This window comes from Pedobacter psychrotolerans, from assembly GCF_004340665.1.
Taxonomy (GTDB): domain Bacteria; phylum Bacteroidota; class Bacteroidia; order Sphingobacteriales; family Sphingobacteriaceae; genus Pedobacter; species Pedobacter psychrotolerans.
This window is the reverse complement of sequence record NZ_SLWO01000001.1, coordinates 755,865-773,333: the sequence shown is the minus strand read 5'-3', so window position 1 is coordinate 773,333 and position 17,469 is coordinate 755,865. Positions and strand designations below refer to the sequence as shown.

General features: G+C 36.5%; 13 protein-coding genes. 3 read left to right on the top strand and 10 right to left on the bottom strand.

Annotation, left to right across the window (positions count from 1 at the left end):
• Positions 1-44: 44 nt before the first annotated feature.
• The gene (locus tag EV200_RS03370) at positions 45-1,829 is read right to left on the bottom strand and encodes a glycoside hydrolase family 15 protein (protein ID WP_132529386.1); all 1,785 of its coding nucleotides are present in this window, start codon (positions 1,827-1,829) and stop codon (positions 45-47) included.
• 280 nt (positions 1,830-2,109) lie between these two features.
• On the opposite strand from EV200_RS03370, the gene EV200_RS03365 reads away from it, so the two are divergent.
• On the top strand, positions 2,110-3,528 hold the full coding sequence (locus tag EV200_RS03365) for a glycogen synthase (RefSeq protein ID WP_132529385.1): 1,419 nt from the start codon (positions 2,110-2,112) through the stop codon (positions 3,526-3,528).
• A gap of 2 nt (positions 3,529-3,530) precedes the next feature.
• Positions 3,531-4,799, top strand: coding sequence for a glucose-1-phosphate adenylyltransferase (locus EV200_RS03360; protein WP_132529384.1), 1,269 nt, complete (start codon positions 3,531-3,533; stop codon positions 4,797-4,799).
• A 168-nt stretch (positions 4,800-4,967) separates the two neighbouring features.
• On the opposite strand, the gene cobA (EV200_RS03355) is transcribed toward EV200_RS03360, so the two are convergent.
• From cobA (EV200_RS03355) to EV200_RS03315, 9 genes are all read right to left on the bottom strand, one after another.
• Positions 4,968-5,762: a uroporphyrinogen-III C-methyltransferase gene (gene cobA / locus EV200_RS03355; RefSeq protein ID WP_132529383.1), complete on the bottom strand. Its 795-nt coding sequence runs from the start codon at positions 5,760-5,762 to the stop codon at positions 4,968-4,970.
• 385 nt (positions 5,763-6,147) lie between these two features.
• Complete coding sequence (locus tag EV200_RS03350; protein WP_132529382.1) at positions 6,148-6,612, bottom strand: hypothetical protein; 465 nt, start codon at positions 6,610-6,612, stop codon at positions 6,148-6,150.
• A 170-nt stretch (positions 6,613-6,782) separates the two neighbouring features.
• Complete coding sequence (locus EV200_RS03345; RefSeq protein ID WP_132529381.1) at positions 6,783-8,033, bottom strand: sulfate adenylyltransferase subunit 1; 1,251 nt, start codon at positions 8,031-8,033, stop codon at positions 6,783-6,785.
• 167 nt (positions 8,034-8,200) lie between these two features.
• A complete protein-coding gene (cysD, locus tag EV200_RS03340; RefSeq protein WP_132529380.1) occupies positions 8,201-9,106 on the bottom strand; it encodes a sulfate adenylyltransferase subunit CysD in 906 nt (301 codons plus the stop codon).
• 327 nt (positions 9,107-9,433) lie between these two features.
• Positions 9,434-10,159 carry a phosphoadenylyl-sulfate reductase gene (locus EV200_RS03335; RefSeq protein ID WP_132529518.1) on the bottom strand — a complete coding sequence of 242 codons (726 nt, stop codon included), beginning with the start codon at positions 10,157-10,159 and terminating at the stop codon, positions 9,434-9,436.
• Between the two features lie 2 nt (positions 10,160-10,161).
• Entirely contained in the window at positions 10,162-11,676 is a 1,515-nt protein-coding gene (locus tag EV200_RS03330) for a TSUP family transporter (RefSeq protein ID WP_132529379.1), read from the bottom strand.
• On the bottom strand, positions 11,660-12,430 hold the full coding sequence (cobA, locus tag EV200_RS03325) for a uroporphyrinogen-III C-methyltransferase (RefSeq protein ID WP_132529378.1): 771 nt from the start codon (positions 12,428-12,430) through the stop codon (positions 11,660-11,662). The genes EV200_RS03330 and cobA (EV200_RS03325) overlap by 17 nt, the downstream gene beginning before the upstream one ends.
• A gap of 100 nt (positions 12,431-12,530) precedes the next feature.
• Positions 12,531-14,621 carry a HEPN domain-containing protein gene (locus tag EV200_RS03320; protein ID WP_132529377.1) on the bottom strand — a complete coding sequence of 697 codons (2,091 nt, stop codon included), beginning with the start codon at positions 14,619-14,621 and terminating at the stop codon, positions 12,531-12,533.
• A 955-nt stretch (positions 14,622-15,576) separates the two neighbouring features.
• Positions 15,577-16,023, bottom strand: coding sequence for an RrF2 family transcriptional regulator (locus EV200_RS03315; RefSeq protein ID WP_029283702.1), 447 nt, complete (start codon positions 16,021-16,023; stop codon positions 15,577-15,579).
• Between the two features lie 211 nt (positions 16,024-16,234).
• On the opposite strand from EV200_RS03315, the gene EV200_RS03310 reads away from it, so the two are divergent.
• Positions 16,235-17,452: a metallophosphoesterase gene (locus EV200_RS03310; RefSeq protein ID WP_132529376.1), complete on the top strand. Its 1,218-nt coding sequence runs from the start codon at positions 16,235-16,237 to the stop codon at positions 17,450-17,452.
• The last annotated feature ends 17 nt before the right edge of the window (positions 17,453-17,469 follow it).

The window sequence follows — 17,469 nt, the reverse complement described above, 5'->3', positions numbered from 1 at the left end:
CAACCGTGGTTCATCTAATGATGAATACGGTTGGGATTACTTGTTTACAAAAATATTGGCCGATCCAATTTAACTGCAATGCGATGTGCGGCATTCATTAAGCCAACGTGACTATAAGCTTGTGGAAAATTCCCCCACTGACTACCCGTCTTAGCATCAACATCTTCGCTGAAAAGCAATAAATGATTGCAATACTTAATGATATTTTCAAATTCCTTAATGGCCTCATCAACCCTGCCTACACAAGCTAGTGCTTCCACATACCAAAAGGCACAGATCAGGAAAGTAGTTTTAGGCTTCCCGAAATCATCAGCATGCAAATACCTGTAGAACAATCCGTCTTCTGTTTTCAGTTCCTTTTCTAAAGCAATCAAATGATCTTTAGCTCGATCAGAAGCAGGATCAAGATAGTTCATCATAATGAGCTGTAAGGTACTGGCATCTAAATACGGACTTCCAACTGCATTAGTATAAACCTTACGTTCAGGATCATAACAAGCCTCAATATGAGCCGAAGCTTTATCAATCAAAACCTGTGCTCTTTCTTCAAAGTCCTGATTACCAATTGTTTTGGCCATTTTTAAAGCGGCCTGTGCGCCAGCCCATTGGAACAGATTACTGTAGCAATGTACATTGGCAATATTTCTGAATTCCCAGATTCCCGCATCCTTCTCATCAATGGTTCTTTCGATTTTAGAAAGTACACTTTCAATCCATTTAACAGAATCACTGCGTTCTGAAAATACAAAACGATGATCGGTATAAAGTGGCAACATCGAAGTTAGAACCTGTCCGTAAATGTCATTCTGAATATGTTCGTAGGCTTGGTTGCCAATCCTGATGGGTTGTTCACCTTTGTAACCTTCTAAATGGTCCAATGTAGTTTCAATAATTTCTCTTTCACCTGCTATACCGTATAAAGGCTGATAACGCTCATCTTCATTATGAGAAATATCAGACAGGTAATTAAAATACTTCTCCATCTCTTCAAAATGACCAATATGGTTTAAAGAAGTAAGCACATAGTGAGAATCCCTTAACCAGCAATAACGATAATCCCAGTTGCGTGTACTCCCCGGAGATTCAGGCAAACTTGTGGTACTTGCAGCAATAATTGCCCCGGTATCCTCATACTGATGAATTTTCAAAACCAGTGCAGAACGGATCACAAGCGGCTGATAAAAACCAGCAATGGTAGAATGCTTAATCCATAACCTCCAGTAACCGATGGTTTCCCGAAGAAAGTTCTCAGCAGTGCTCACAATTGGTGCTTCCAGATTTTGACCATAAGTCATGATGAGGTATTTAGTATCATTAAGCACAAATGCCTTTTCATCAAGAATATAAGTTAAAGAAACATTCGTACTTAACCGGATATTCTCCTCGCAGCCTGAATAATCGATATGATTACTTCCACGACTGGCAGTCATTCTTCCCTTACCATAGTCGTAAACCGGCTGACATTTAATGGTCACCCTTGGATTCCCTTCCAGCGGTTCAATTTTTCGAATGAACATGAGTGGTTTAAAATACCTTTCATGGAGTCGAAAGCGAGGCGCAAAATCTGTTATGCGATATTTCCCGTCTTCAGCGGTGATTTCTGTTCTTAATACATTCGTATTTTCGATATAATATTGTGTTGAGTTATACTCCCCCTGTGGCAAAATTGAAAATTCCCCGCCTTTGTTTTTATCTAATAAACTTCCAAATACAAAAGGGCTATCAAAACGAGGCCAGCAAAGCCAAGATATATCAGTGTTTTTATTCACATGTGCTATAAACGCACAATTTCCTATTATTCCGGTTTGATAAAGATGCTGTTCAGCCATAAGCTATTTTTAGTGTTTATCAACAAACAAGCTTATGCTTAAAATGTTGGCAGGAATGTGAAATACCTATTTTCAATAACAATGATGCGCAATTTAGTTAAAGTTATATCTACCTATCAATATTTTCTACTTTTAAAGATTTTCACACAAACAACTGGCTCACAACAGTTAAATTAAAGTCACTTCTAAAAGTAAAGATTTCGACTCAAATAAATTTTCTAATATTTCCAAATCGAAAAACAATTACTAACTTAACACAGTTATCTACACCAAATATTTGATGGAAATTATACATATAAGCGCCGAGTGTTACCCTGCTGCTAAAGTTGGCGGATTGGCTGATGTAGTGGGGGCTTTACCAAAGTATCAGAATAAAATAGGCCACATTGCCAAGGTGGTTGTTCCCGCATACGATACAAAATTTATCCGGGAGAGTGAGTTTGAAGTGGCTTATGATGCCTGGTCTAACTATGGCAATAACCATTTTCAATATCGAATTTTAAAAGAAAAATCCAACAAATTAGGCTTTGATTTATACCTGGTTCATATTCAAGGGCTAACCGACAGACCAAATGTTTATGGGTATGCAGATGATACGGAGCGTTTTGTTGCTTTCCAGATTGCAACATTGGATTGGATTGCACAGTGGGAACATCGCCCCGATGTGATTCACTGTCATGATCACCACACCGGATTGGTTCCGTTTATGGTAACAAATTGCCTTAAATACCAATCTATAAGTAAAATACCGACAGTTTTAACCATTCATAATGCACAATATCAAGGTCAGTTTGGTTGGGATAAACTCTATTATCTGCCTGCTTTCGATTTATGGAAAGGTGGATTATTGGGGTGGAAAGATTCTATTAATCCTTTAGCTTCTGCAATAAAATGTGCCTGGCGGGTAACAACGGTTTCACCTAGTTATCTAGAAGAAATGATGGGTAATGCACGTGGGCTGGAAAGTTTATTAAGGCAGGAACGCTGGAAGTCTGTTGGAATACTAAATGGGATAGACAGTGAAGTCTGGAATCCTGAAACAGACCCAATGCTTGGAAAAGGTTACAATTTAAAAACAGTAGAAAGTGGAAAAGCAGCAAACAAAAAAGCGCTATGCGATGTTTTTCAACTAGATTCTTCCAAACCACTTTTCACTTTTATTGGAAGATTAGTAGATGAAAAGGGTGCTGATTTACTTCCGGATATTTTTTATTCTGCTTTATATCAGCATGGTGACAATATTAACATTTTGATTTTAGGCTCTGGCGATAGTTGGGTGGAAGGAAGGTTAAATCAAATTAAAGATTATTACAGTAGAAATTACAATGCATATATCGGTTATAATGAACAGGTTTCACACGAAATATATGCAGGCGCAGATTTTCTATTAATGCCATCAAGGGTAGAACCCTGTGGTTTAAATCAACTTTATGCCTTGAGATATGGGACAGTTCCTATTGTACGCAGAGTTGGTGGATTGAAAGATACAGTTATTGATATTGGTGATGGAGGTTTCGGAATTTGTCATGACCAAACTAGCGTATGGGATGTAACCCACGCTATTAATCGTGCTGTTGAATTATACAATGATAAAAAAGCTTTTAAAGCTGTTCGAAAAACCATGATGAAAATTGATCATTCATGGGATAAGGCAGCAACCAATTATATAGAATTATACCAAATATTAAAACAAGCTTAAACATGACTGATAAAGTTTTAGGCGTTATCCTTGGCGGTGGCCAGGGCTCTAGACTATCGCCACTTACACAAACACGTTCTAAACCTGCAGTTCCAATTGCTGGTAAATATCGTTTGGTAGACATTCCTATTTCCAACTGCTTGAATTCAGGAATTCACCGCATGTTTGTACTTACACAGTTTAACTCAGCATCGTTAAATAAACACATTAAAAACACCTATCACTTTAGCCACTTTAGTACGGCATTTGTTGATATTCTTGCAGCTGAGCAAACGGTTCAAAATGCTGGCTGGTTCCAGGGTACTGCAGATGCGGTGCGTCAATGTATGCACCATATTGTTTCACATGAGTTTGATTATATCCTGATACTTTCTGGCGATCAATTATACCAGATGGATTTCAAGGATATGATTGAAAAACACATTGAAGCAAATGCAGAAATTACGATTGCTACTATTCCCGTAACCGCTAAAGATGCTACAGATTTTGGTATCTTAAAAGCAGATGAGGAAAACATGATTACTTCCTTTACCGAGAAACCTAAAGTGGGTTTAGATGCATGGGTTTCAGATACAGGTGCAGAAATGCAGGCTGAAGGTCGTAATTTTCTAGCCTCAATGGGGATTTATGTATTCAACAGGGACTATTTAATTAATATCCTGAATGAAAATGAAGAGGAGAAAGATTTTGGTAAAGAAATTTTGCCAAGGGCAATTAACGAGAGTCGGGTTTTAAGTTATCAGTACGAAGGTTACTGGACTGACATCGGTAATATTTCCTCATTCTTTGAGGCGAATTTAGGTTTAACAGATGAGATCCCTAAATTCAATATGTTTGATAGCAACCATACTATCTTTACAAGGGCAAGAATGTTGCCACCTTCTAAAATATCTGGTACAACACTAGAGAAAGCTATTATTGCCGAAGGTTGTATCGTTCAGGCCAGTAGAATTGAACATGCAGTGTTAGGGATCAGAGCCAGGATTGGAAAAGACACAGTTGTTACCAATACATATGTAATGGGCAGCGATCGATATCAAACATTGGAAGAAATTCAGATGGAAACAGATATGGGGAATTCGCTTATTGGTATTGGTGACAGATGTTACATCAACAATGCCATCATTGATAAAAACTGTCGTATTGGCAATGATGTTAAACTTAATGGAGGAGCGCATTTAGAAGATTGTGATCACGAATTATATGCTGTTAAAGATGGTATTGTAGTGGTAAAAAAAGGCGCAGTATTACCAAGCGGAACTATTATTTAAATTAAAATACGATTATAGTAGAAAGACCAGTTTGGATATCCATATTGGTCTTTTTTTATGATCCATATTAAATGGATAAGATTTATTTAGAATTGTAACTCCATAAAAAAACCGCAGTGCTTTCGCATGCGGTTTCATAACAAATCAAATAATTGGTTATAGTTGATATTAGTATTCTTCAGCAATGATTTCGTAAAAATCTCTAATGGGTTGAAACTGGGGATGTAAAGAAACCACATCACCAAATACTAAAAGTGCCGGTGCCTGAATTCTTTTATCCTCAACAACTTCAGCAATCGTATCTACAATTCCGATTGCAATCTTTTCGTCTTTTGAAGATCCATTTTGAATGACTGCTACAGGCAATAAACCTTTATTTTCACGCTGAAAAATAGCCGTAATTTCTTTTACTTTTTCAATTCCATTTAAGACGACAATAGTTGCTTTGGTTTTTGCCGCAACGTATAAGTCTTCAGAAATCTCTCCTTTTGAATTTGTTCCGGTTACCGCCCAAAAACTCTCGCTTAAATCTTTATAGATCATTGGGATCTTTTGCAAACTTGGCGCACCAGTTGCACTAGAAATCCCTGGAATAATTTCAGTTGGAATGCTGTAGGATTCGGCTGCATCTATTTCTTCATAACCCTTAGCAAAAAAGAATGGATCACCACTTTTCAAACGAACCACATGACCATAATTTAGCGCATAGTCAATGATTAATTTATTTACAGCATCCTGTGAAAAATCTTCATCATCAGTACGCTTACCTACATACACTTTCGGAATACCTTCTGGTGCATAACATAATAAAGCTTCGTTCACATTTGCATCATATAAAACAACATCTGCTGTCTTTAATGCTTTAACGCCTTTTAAACTGAACAAATCCGGGTCGCCAGGACCTGCACCTACCAGTGTAATTTTCGGTTCAATGTTCGCTTTTTCAACTTTATTTAAAATCATGACAGAAAAGATTAGCTCGTGATCATTTATTAATTAATCAAATATACAAAGTCTATAGAAATTGTAGTAATTTATTTTAAAATATTTTTTGTTTAGTATTTTGTATAAGCGTTTTTCGTTATTTGTTTTTCATTTACGCTGGTCAGGATTTATAATCCTGACTGATCTTACTAAGGATTTTTAATCCTTAAATCAAACTTAATATTCGGTGCGAGTTAATTCAAATTCATAAACTGTCAAAATTAAGCTGTTGAATCTTTATGGTGGATTAAAAATCCACAGTTATAGAAGTCCGGAAAAGATTTCCGGACTAACAAAATTACGTTGGTCTGGATTTGTAATCCAGACTAATCTTACTAAGGATTTTTAATCCTTAAACATCGTATTATTTACAAGGAACCTCTATAAAAGTAAATTTCCCTGCGTCATAATTAATCGGTTTTCCTTTAACAAAATATGATCTGCCAAGTGTGGTTTCAATCTGCGCTACGCCCATAATCAGTTTTCCTTCTTTTTTCAAAAAAGCCAGCGGATTAGTATATGCTCTACTGGTATCGTTGCCGGTATTGAATCGATAATCAACTAAAAGCGTATCCCCATGAAACTTACCATTAATCTCACCTTTATTTTGTGGCTTATCTGCATATTTCACCAATAATGAACCTGTAACTTTTCCAGAAGACAATGTTTTCAAAATCATGGCTGCGCTATCCTTTTCAAATGACGATGCATAACAGGTTTCACTCATAACAGAATCCTTTTTTGCTGAATCAGCTTTCTTTTCAGATTGGTTACAGGCAAAAGTAAATGGAACAGCAGCAAAGGCAATGTATAGAAGATTTCTTTTCATAATTATAAATTTAAAGTTTCAGATGAAAATATACTAATTAGATGAAAAATATTAAACGTTTCCACAAGCAAAAAAATTACTTTAATAAAAAAGGCAGGGCAATCAAACTGATCCCCTGCCTAAAGTATCCCAAATATAGAACTAATATTATTTAATGATTACAGTCAAAGCTATTCTACAGCTGCCCTAAACATTAATGCACCCACTGTTAAATTCGTACGACTATCAACTAAAATGGCCGAGCCATTGGCACGATTATCATCATATAAATCAAAAGCTAAAGCATCAGCTGTTTTTAAAATCACCCTTCCGATATCATTCAGTTTGAACTCATCTGCTGGGTGTTTCTCTAAAGTATTAATATCCACCTTATGCAAAATTTCACTGACTTTACATTTCGTTACCTTGCTGTTATGCTGAATTAAGTACATAATCGAAGTATCTAATGCACGACCATCCATCCAACATAAATCGGCCTCTATTAATTTAGAATCCTGTGGCAAAGCCGATGCGTTTACAATGGTATCTCCACGACTGATATCTACATCGTCTTTCAAATGAATAGTAACGGACTGTCCAGCATGAGCGGCAGTTGGTGCCTGATCAAAAAATTCTATCTTTTCGATGGTAGAACTTGCTCCTGAAGGCAAAATAGTAACCTTATCGTTTAAGCTAAATGTTCCGCTTAAAACCTGTCCGGCATAGCCACGATAATCATGCAATTCTTCAGTTTGAGGGCGAATAACCCATTGAACAGGCATCCGAGCCAACTGAGATTTATCTAAATTATCCGTATCAACCTTTTCTAAAAAATGCAATAAACTTTCACCTTCGTACCAGTCCATATGCTCTGAATTTTGAACAATATTATCGCCCTTTAAAGCAGAAACCGGGATGTAATTAACATCAACAAGCTTTAGTTGCTGCGCCAGAACTTGGTATTTATTGATGATTGAATTGTAAACAGACTCATCATAACCAACCATATCCATTTTGTTAATACAAACCACAATATGTTTAATGCCTAATAAGGAAACCAGGTATGAATGACGGATGGTTTGTTCAACAACTCCATTCCGGGCATCGATTAAAATGATTGCCAGATTAGCTGTAGATGCACCAGTAACCATATTTCTAGTGTACTGAATGTGTCCCGGCGTATCGGCGATGATAAACTTACGCTTATCGGTTTGAAAATATTTATAGGCTACATCAATGGTAATTCCCTGCTCACGCTCGGCCCTTAAACCATCTGTTAAAATGGCTAAATCTATTGTTCCATCATCGTTTTTACGGTTAGAACTTTGTAAGGCTTCCAACTGATCAGCTAAAATGGAATCTGTATCATATAACAAACGGCCAATTAAGGTACTTTTACCGTCATCAACACTGCCTGCTGTAAAAAATTTTAATATGTTCATGTTTGTTTTATTATTAAGATAAAAGTATCAGGTATCAAGACAAATTGCAGTCTATCAATTTAATACTCATACTTAGTTTATTTAAGGGTTAATTTTTTTAGCTTGCACCCAGTCTTGATACTTGATACTCGCTACTTGATACTTGATACTTGATACTTGATACTCCCTTAAAAATACCCACCCTTTTTCCTATCTTCCATTGCAGCTTCAGAAACCTTATCATCCAATCTTGCACCACGCTCAGAGATTTTTGATGCACTAATTTCGTCAATAATATCATCAATCAAAGTCGCTTCTGATTCAACTGCGGCCGTACAAGACATATCGCCCACTGTCCGGAAACGCACTTGTTTGCGAAACACCAGATCATCATCATCCATATTTAAGAATGGAGATGCCGCCATTAACTGACCATTTCTGGTGATCACTTCACGCTCATGTGAAAAATAAATGCTTGGCAATTCAATTTTTTCTCTTCGGATATAATTCCATACATCTAATTCTGTCCAGTTACTGATGGGAAAAACTCTGACGTTTTCACCTTTATGAATTTTGCCATTGTAAATATTCCAAAGCTCCGGGCGCTGACGCTTTGGGTCCCACTGTCCAAATTCATCACGAACGGAGAAAATACGCTCTTTCGCCCTTGCTTTTTCTTCATCTCTACGGGCACCACCAATACAGGCATCAAACTGATGTTCTGCAATAGTATCTAATAAAGTAACTGTTTGTAAAGCATTTCTACTGGCATTCTTACCAGTTTGCTCAATCACCTTACCTTGGTTTATTGATTCCTGAACTGAACCTACAATTAATCGTTCACCAATTCTTTCGATCATTTTATCCCGGTAAGTGATGGTTTCTTCAAAATTATGACCGGTATCAATATGAACCAATGGGAATGGGAATTTTCCCGGACGAAAGGCTTTCTCCGCTAAACGAACTAAAGTTATTGAATCTTTTCCACCTGAAAATAGCAAAGCTGGCTTTTCAAATTGCCCGGCCACTTCACGTAAAATGTGAATCGCCTCAGCCTCCAGTTCGTCTAAATAATCAAAATTATATGTGCTCATTTAAAATTGTTGTATTGTTTTATTGTTGAAGGTTGGAATGTTCCGCTATTCAACTATTTATGTTTGTTGTTATTCTCTATTTACGTTAAGATTGCTTCGACTCACTCTATCCAGACTCGCAATGACGATTTGTTGAGAGGCATTCTTATTATCTTTTATACACCTCGTCATTGCGAGAAGGCTTTTTCAGCCAATGCAGCAATCTATTCCACCCTCTCCATGAGTGCTTATTTCTTTCACAACAGATTGCTTCGGCTCACTCTTGTCTAGCTTCGTAATAACGAACTTATTGGTTTCTAACCCTTTTCAACTCAACTTCCCAACTCATCAACTTCCCAACTCCGCGCCTTTAGCCTCAGTAGCATGCAATCCACACTCCTTTTTACTCTGGTCTTCCCACCACCATCTGCCTGCTCTAAAATCCTCGCCCGGCTGAACAGCTCTTGTGCATGGGGCGCAGCCGATGCTTGGAAAACCTTTATCATGCAAGGTATTATAAACAATATTATTTTCCTTAATGTAACTTTTCACATCATCCAGGGTCCAGTCAAAAATAGGGTGAAATTTAATCAATTGATTTCCTTCATCCCATTCTAAATCATGCATATCTTCACGATTAGGACTCTGCTCAGCCCTGATTCCAGTCACCCAGATATCATTCCCTTTTAACGCTCTCTTTAAAGGTTCAATTTTACGAATATAACAGCACTCTTTTCTATTGTCTACCGAGTCGTAAAAGCTATTTGGCCCTTTCAAATTCACCATCTCCTGCAACAATTCATTTTTTGGATAGTAAGCATGGATAGGTTTGTTATATATCTCCAATGTACGGTTCCAAACATAATAAGTTTCAGGAAAAAGACGGCCCGTTTCCAATGTAAACACTTTAATTGGAATATGATTTGAAAAAATGAGATGTGTAATGGCCTGATCCTCCCAACCGAAACTGGTCGAAAAAATAATCCTGCCAGCATATCTGTCAGCCAAATATTTCAATCTATCTATTGTACTTAAACCAGAAAGTTCCTGGTTAATCTCCGCTAAATTCCCCATCACTAAATTAATTTTAAAATAAACATAATCACACTGCGTAAGCTCACGATCATTACAATAATTCCAACTGCGACCATAATGGTTTTGGCTGAAATTTTATTAGAAACCTTTGCCGCAATTGGCGATGCAATTGCACTACCAATAATCAAACCGACAACAGCTTCCCAGTGTTTGCCACCCAACATCGTAAAAAATGTTAGCGAACTTAAAGTCGCAATAAAAAACCTGCTGATTTTTACTGTACCTAATGAAAATAGTGGGTGACGGCCACCTGCTATTAAGCTAGATAATACAATAGAACCCCATCCACCACCAAATGCGGCATCAATAAATCCACCTACAAAACCTAAAAGGCCTATTTTCTTGATTTTTTCATCCGCCTTTTTTCTCTTGATGTTAAAAGCCTTCATCAGAATGACACCGCCCAAAAACAAAGTATAAACAGCAACTACAGGCTTAACATAAGCAGCATAATGTTCTAAAGACGATAAGATATATGCCCCTAAAACTGCTCCTATAATTGCGGGTATAATTAAAATTTTAAACAGTTTCCAGTTCACGTTACCCATTCTGTAATGCATCCAGCCAGCAATACCATTGCTCATTACTTCTGAAATATGAATAGCCATACTTGCTGATGCAGGAGGTAAACCCATTGCCAGTGAAAAAGATGCTGTGGTAACGCCATAAGACATTCCGATAGCTCCATCTATGAGTGCAAATAAAAATCCAGCGCCCAAAAACCAATAAAACAATGGATCTATATGAATTAAAAACGACTGAAATTCGGGCTCAGTATTCCACAAAGAAATACCAATAGCGCCGATAAGCAAGATCGAAGCAATCCAGATTAACCATTTTATATTGCGCTCTGCAAAACTCTTTTTTGGATAAATTAAACTTTTGGTAACCTTATTCAGCTTTTTAACTTTTGCAGAAAAATCGCCGGTTAAGGTTTGGCGAAGTGCACTCATGTTTTGTAAAGTCTCATCCAGCTCTGCCGGAATACCCTCATTCAAAATTTGCTTTAATCGCTTGGCGATGGTTGGAGACTTTCCATTGGTTGAAATGGCAATTTTTAAATCGCCTTTTTGTACAATAGAACCCAGATAGAAATCACAGAGTTCTGGTTTATCTGCAACATTGATCAGCAAGCCTTTATCATGCGTAACAACTCTGATTTCCTCATTCAGGATATAGTTGTTGGTAGCCGCAAAAACTATATCAATATCTTCCAGATCGGAAACGTCAAAGCTTTTTTGTTTTATCTTAATATTAGGATAGCTGGCTACCAATGCATTAACTTCGTCAGAAACCATTTCTGCAACAATTGTGATTTTTGCCAGATGACTGTTATTCACAATTGCCGTTAACTTTTCAAGACCTATATTTCCTGCACCAATCAGTAAAGTATGCAACTTGTTCAGCTTTACAAAAACCGGAAAAAGCTGATTGCCTTTTTCTTCTTCTGAAAAAGACGCTGCACAATCATCTGAAGGGTTAGGCAATATTTGCATATTGTTTCACTAGGTTTTTAAATGATGGATGTAAAGAAACTACTTCACCAAAAATTAAAAGTGCAGGTGCTTTTATATTTTCCTGTTGAACAAGACTTTCAATCGTTTCTACTACACCTAAAATTAATTTTTCATCTGCTGATGAGCCATTTTGAATCACTGCCGCCGGTAAAGCGCTGCGACCCGCTGACTTAAAAATCTCAACAATTTTAGCTAATTTTTTTAAGCCCATCAATACTAAAACGGTAGCATTTGATTCTGCAGCCTGATAAATATCTTTAGAAACCTCACCTGACGTGGTTGTGCCTGTGATTACCCAGAAGCTTTCGCTTAGGCCACGGTGCGTAACAGGGATTTGTTGTAAGCCGGGAACACCAATTGAACTGGAAATACCAGGAATTACATCAACAGGAATGCTATAAGATGCTGCATAATCCAACTCCTCATATCCCCTGCCAAAAACAAATGGATCGCCACCTTTTAAGCGTACCACATGGCCATAATTTAAGGCATAATCAATCATCAGCTTATTAATAGTTTCCTGCGGATAAGAATGCTCACCAGAACGTTTCCCTACATACACTTTGATGGCTTCTGCTGGTGCATGTTCTAATAATGCCTCATTGGTTAACGCATCATATAGTACTACATCTGCAGCCTGTAATGCCTTAACACCTTTTAAAGTTAACAAATCCGGATCTCCGGGACCTGCACCTAAAAGTGTAATTCTTGATTCTCTATTTTGATTAACCATATTTTTTTATTGCTGAATTTTTGAATGATTGATTTAGTGAATGTATTTCTAGCGATTGTATTATATACATATTCACTAATTCTTTAATTCCTTCATTCTATCATTTCACTTCTACTGCCCTTTTTTCTTTAATCTGATTTAGAAATGCATCTGCTTCATTAAAATATTTTTGTGCAAATGCAGCAGTAGGCTCATTTTTATTAATTTGAAGTACCAAATCTGAAAAGTTTGTTGGCAAATTAAATTCACCTGTTTCAACATAATGATTATCAAATTCTCTGATTACTCCAACTTGTGTACTGCTGTTTACGCCTTTATCTAAAAGCAATGATTTTGCTGCACTTACAAATGTGCTGTAAGTATGGTAAATGGCGTCGGCATAAGCCCCTTTTTCTAAATTCTGTTTTGCCCATTCAAATTTTTCATCAGCTTCTAAAAGTAAAGTTGCTACCAAATCAATCACCACTCCCGCACATTCACCTACGCCAATTGCGGTAACAAATTGCTCTACATGTCCCCAATCTACAAACTCCTCTTGTTGAAGATTTGTTAAATCTGCCAAAGGCTTTAACAGCTGATAAAAATGGTCTTTTCCTTTGCGATCATAATATTGATGGAAGTTCTCGTCCTCCAGGTTATTGGCTTTAAAATCATTTAAAATGAAATGCAAAACACTTGTTGCCCTTTTCGAAGGCACTTTAATTACGCGTTCTGCTACTCTACCTACACCATTACCTACTGTACCTCCTCCCAACATCACCTGAACGGCTGGAACCACCTTGCCTTCTGCTTTCACCGAACTTCCGTGGAAACCAATTTCTGCTAAACCATGCTGACCGCAAGAGTTCATACAGCCGCTGATTTTGATTTTGATATTTTTCTCGTATATAAATTCAGGAAAATCAGTATAAATCACATCTTCCAAAACTTCCGCTAAAGTCATTGAATTGGAAATTCCTAAATTACAGGTATCCGTTCCTGGGCAAGTGGTAATATCTGCCAGACTATCAAAACCTGCTGTAGTGAAACCAATTTTATTTAGCGCCGCATATAATGATGGCAAAGCTTCTTTTCGTACGAATTTTAACAATAAGCCCTGATTTTGAGTGATTCTGATTTCATCTGCCACATAAGGTTTAATGGCATTTACAAATGCTCTTGCCTTATCCGTCTTAATATCGCCTACCTGAACCTTCACATAAACCGAATAAAAACCCTCTTGCTTTTGATCAACAACATTTGTAGCTAACCAATGCTTGTAATGTGTTTCATTTAATATTTCCACTTCATCATAGTGCTGTTCCAAAGGCATTGCAGGCTGGGGCACCGCATCTTTGTCTATAGTATAGGTTTTTACTTTATTGGCAATGCGTTCTTCGGCGACTAAACGTAAAACTTCTTCTAAACCCAATTTTTGCACTAAATACTTTAATCGGGCTTTATTTCTATTGCTCCGTTCGCCATAGCGATCAAATACCCTTAATACCGATTCTGTAAAAGGAATCAACTGATCTTCAGGTAAAAATTCATGAATTGGGCTGGCTAAAAATGGCTGTGCGCCTAAACCACCTGCAAATAAAACCTTAAAGCCCCGCTCCCCATTTTCATTGATTTTTGGAATAAATCCTAAATCATGGATGTAGCTAAAAGCGGTATCCTTATCGCTCGATGAGAAAGAAATTTTAATCTTCCTACCCATCTCCTGGCAAATCGGATTGCGTAAAAAGTATTTGAAAACCGCATGAGCATAAGGCGATACATCAAAAGGTTCATCTTTATCTATTCCCGAATTGGGAGATGCCGTTACATTGCGAACGGTGTTTCCACAAGCTTCACGAAGTGTAATATCATCTTGTTCCAGTTTCGCCCAAAGTTCTGGCGTTCGGTCTAAGCTTACATAATGCAATTGAATGTCCTGACGGGTGGTCAGGTGTAAATTCCCACTTCCGTACTCATCTGCAATATCCGAGATACGCAATAGTTGTTTAAAAGTTACCTTTCCAAATGGCAATTTAATGCGAATCATTTGTACGCCAGGCTGTCTTTGTCCGTAAACTCCACGGGCTAAGCGTAAACTTCTGAATTTTTCATCGTGAATGGTCCCATCGCGAAAAGCTTTAATCTTATTCTCTAAATCAATGATGTCTTGCTCGACTATATTGTTTTCGAGTTCTGTTCTGAAACTTTGCATATGTGTTGTTAGCTTTATTCAAAAAATGCTTCTCTTTTTACTGAGAAGCATCCAATATTTTATACCTATAAATTATTTAAATACCTCTTCTACTTTGTTTTACAACAATAGCACATCAATTTGGCTCCGGTATTTTTAACTATAGATTTGAAGTTCATTTTTCAAATATATAAAGTATATAGGAATAGTAGTAATTTTTCTCAAAAAAGTTTGTAGATATATCAAATAGTTCAGCTCCAACTAGATAAGCTACATTTGATGAATAACGTTTTTTATTCATCCTACTGAGCTTATCTGAACCTTATATTACTTTAATGGTAAATAATGATAAGACTTAAATTAGATTTACCATATAAGGAACGTAAGAAAAATAGAAGTGACTATACCGCTCTTACTATATGATTCTATATCAATAAAGATAATTTTAATTTAATAAAACTTTATTCCTTATACATTCGAGCTTATCTGAAACTTATATTACTTTAATGATAAAAAAATAAGGCTCAATTTAGATTTACCATATAAGGAACATAAGAAAATAGAAGTGACTATACCGCTCTTAAAATATGATTCTATAAGAATAAAAGCCATTGTAAATCTAATAACCTTTATTACTAATACTTGAGCGCTTATCTGAAACTTATATTACTTAAATGGTAAATAATGATAAGACTTAATTAGATTTACCATATAAGGCATGTAATAAAATAGAAATGACTATACCACTCTTCACAACATGATTCTATACGAATAAAAGCCATTTTAAATCTAATAACCTTTATTACTGATACCTGAGAGCTTATCTGAAACTTATATTACTTAAATGGTAAAAAATAAGGCTCAATTTAGATTTACCATATAAGGCACATAAGGAAATAGAAGCGCAAGATTCTAATGATTAGTTAATTAGATAGATAACAAAGCATAATTTTACTCCGTTATAAAGGCTTAAATCCTATAAACTATCGATTCCCAATTTCAAAGTATCTTCGCGACCAATCACATCGGCAATGCTGGTTTCACTAAGTACTTTTAGTGTGGCATCTCTTACATCGATAAATGCACTTCTGATACCACAGGTTTTTTCATCTTCACATTCATCACATTTATGATAAAAATTTAAGCTGGCACAAGGCACCATTGCTATTGGCCCATCGGTAACACGCATTACATGCACCAAAAGAATTTCCTCAGGTTTTTTATTCAGACTATAACCGCCACCTGCTCCTTTCTTACTGTATAAGAAACCTGCATTGCGTAGATCTAATAAAATTTGCTCTAAGAATTTTTTAGGAATATGCTCCTCTTCTGCAATCTTAGAGATCTGCATCGGTGGTCTTTCTACATTTTTACCAAGTGCAACAAGTGCTTTGATGGCGTATTTGGTTTTTTTGGATAGCATATATCTTACAAAGCTACTAAATTATGTATAATTATAAAATAAGCTATAATGGCTGTCTTATTTTAGGAGATAACTCCGAATTTCAGTCTGAAAGTAAATTAGTTTAAGTGATTTTGACCTTTAATCAAAGTTGAGTAAAAATGATCTCTCCAAGAAACTCAAATCTAAAGTTGCAGGTTTTAAATTTAACTTTGCCGCTTGTTTATTTAAAATGAAAAGAAGATCTGGTTTGTTGCCAATATTAATAGTGGCTTTAATTTTTTTTATCCTTAACGCTTATGTACTTTCAGGAATTAAGGTAGTTATCCATCAAGAATGGTTAGCGCCGGCCTTTTGGGTATTTATTGTTGGTATAACCGTTGCATTGGTTTTAGCCATTACCAAAATGCGTAAAGGTATTAATCAATTTTTCACTATTGTAACCCATGCATTCTTAATTATGCTGGCTGCCGAAACGGTATTTGCCATCTTTTTATTCATTGGTGATCTTTATAGGGTAGCGAGTTCTATTACTACCAACTTTCAGCCACAGGGTTATCATATGGACGAAAGAAGTTATTATTGGGTAGATGTGGCTTTAATGATGTTTGGCTTAACCGTATTACTTTTTGCATTTGGAATAAGAAACGGAAAATATGCCTATCGGGTCATTAAACACACTTTGTATTTTGATGATTTACCTCAAAGTTTTGATGGCTTCACGCTCACTCAAATTTCTGATATTCATGCAGGAAGTTTTACTAAACCCAAAGAAGTGCAAAAAGGCATCGACCTTATTAATGCACAGAAAAGTGATTTATTTGTATTCACTGGTGACTTGGTTAATAATGCTGCATCTGAAATTGTTCCATACATTCCCCTATTTTCACAGATTAAAGTACCATTTGGGCAGTTCTCCGTTTTAGGAAACCATGACTATGGAGATTATATCAAATGGCCAACGGAGGCAGATAAAATCAAAAATTTAAATCAGCTAAAAGCTTATCATCAGGAGTTAGGTTTTAAACTTCTTTTGGATGAGCATGTAGTGTTGGAGAAGAATGGAGAAAAAATTATTCTGGCAGGCATTGAAAATTGGGGTGTTGGTTTTGGTGAGCGAGGTGATTTAAACAGAGCACTTCAACATACTGCAGTGAACGATTTTAAAATTCTGCTTTCGCATGATCCTTCACACTGGGATGCGCAGGTTAAAAATCATCCTTCAAAAATTCAGCTTTCACTGGCTGGCCATACCCACGGAATGCAGTTTGGCATTGAGGCATTTGGCATTAAATGGAGTCCGGTAAAATATAGATACAAACACTGGGCAGGTATTAAAACAGAAAACAACCGATATTTAAACGTAAACAGGGGCTTCGGATTTCTAGGCTTTTCCGGCAGAATTGGTATCTGGCCGGAAATTACCGTAATTGAATTAAAAAGAAAATAAACTTATCTTGCCTTTTA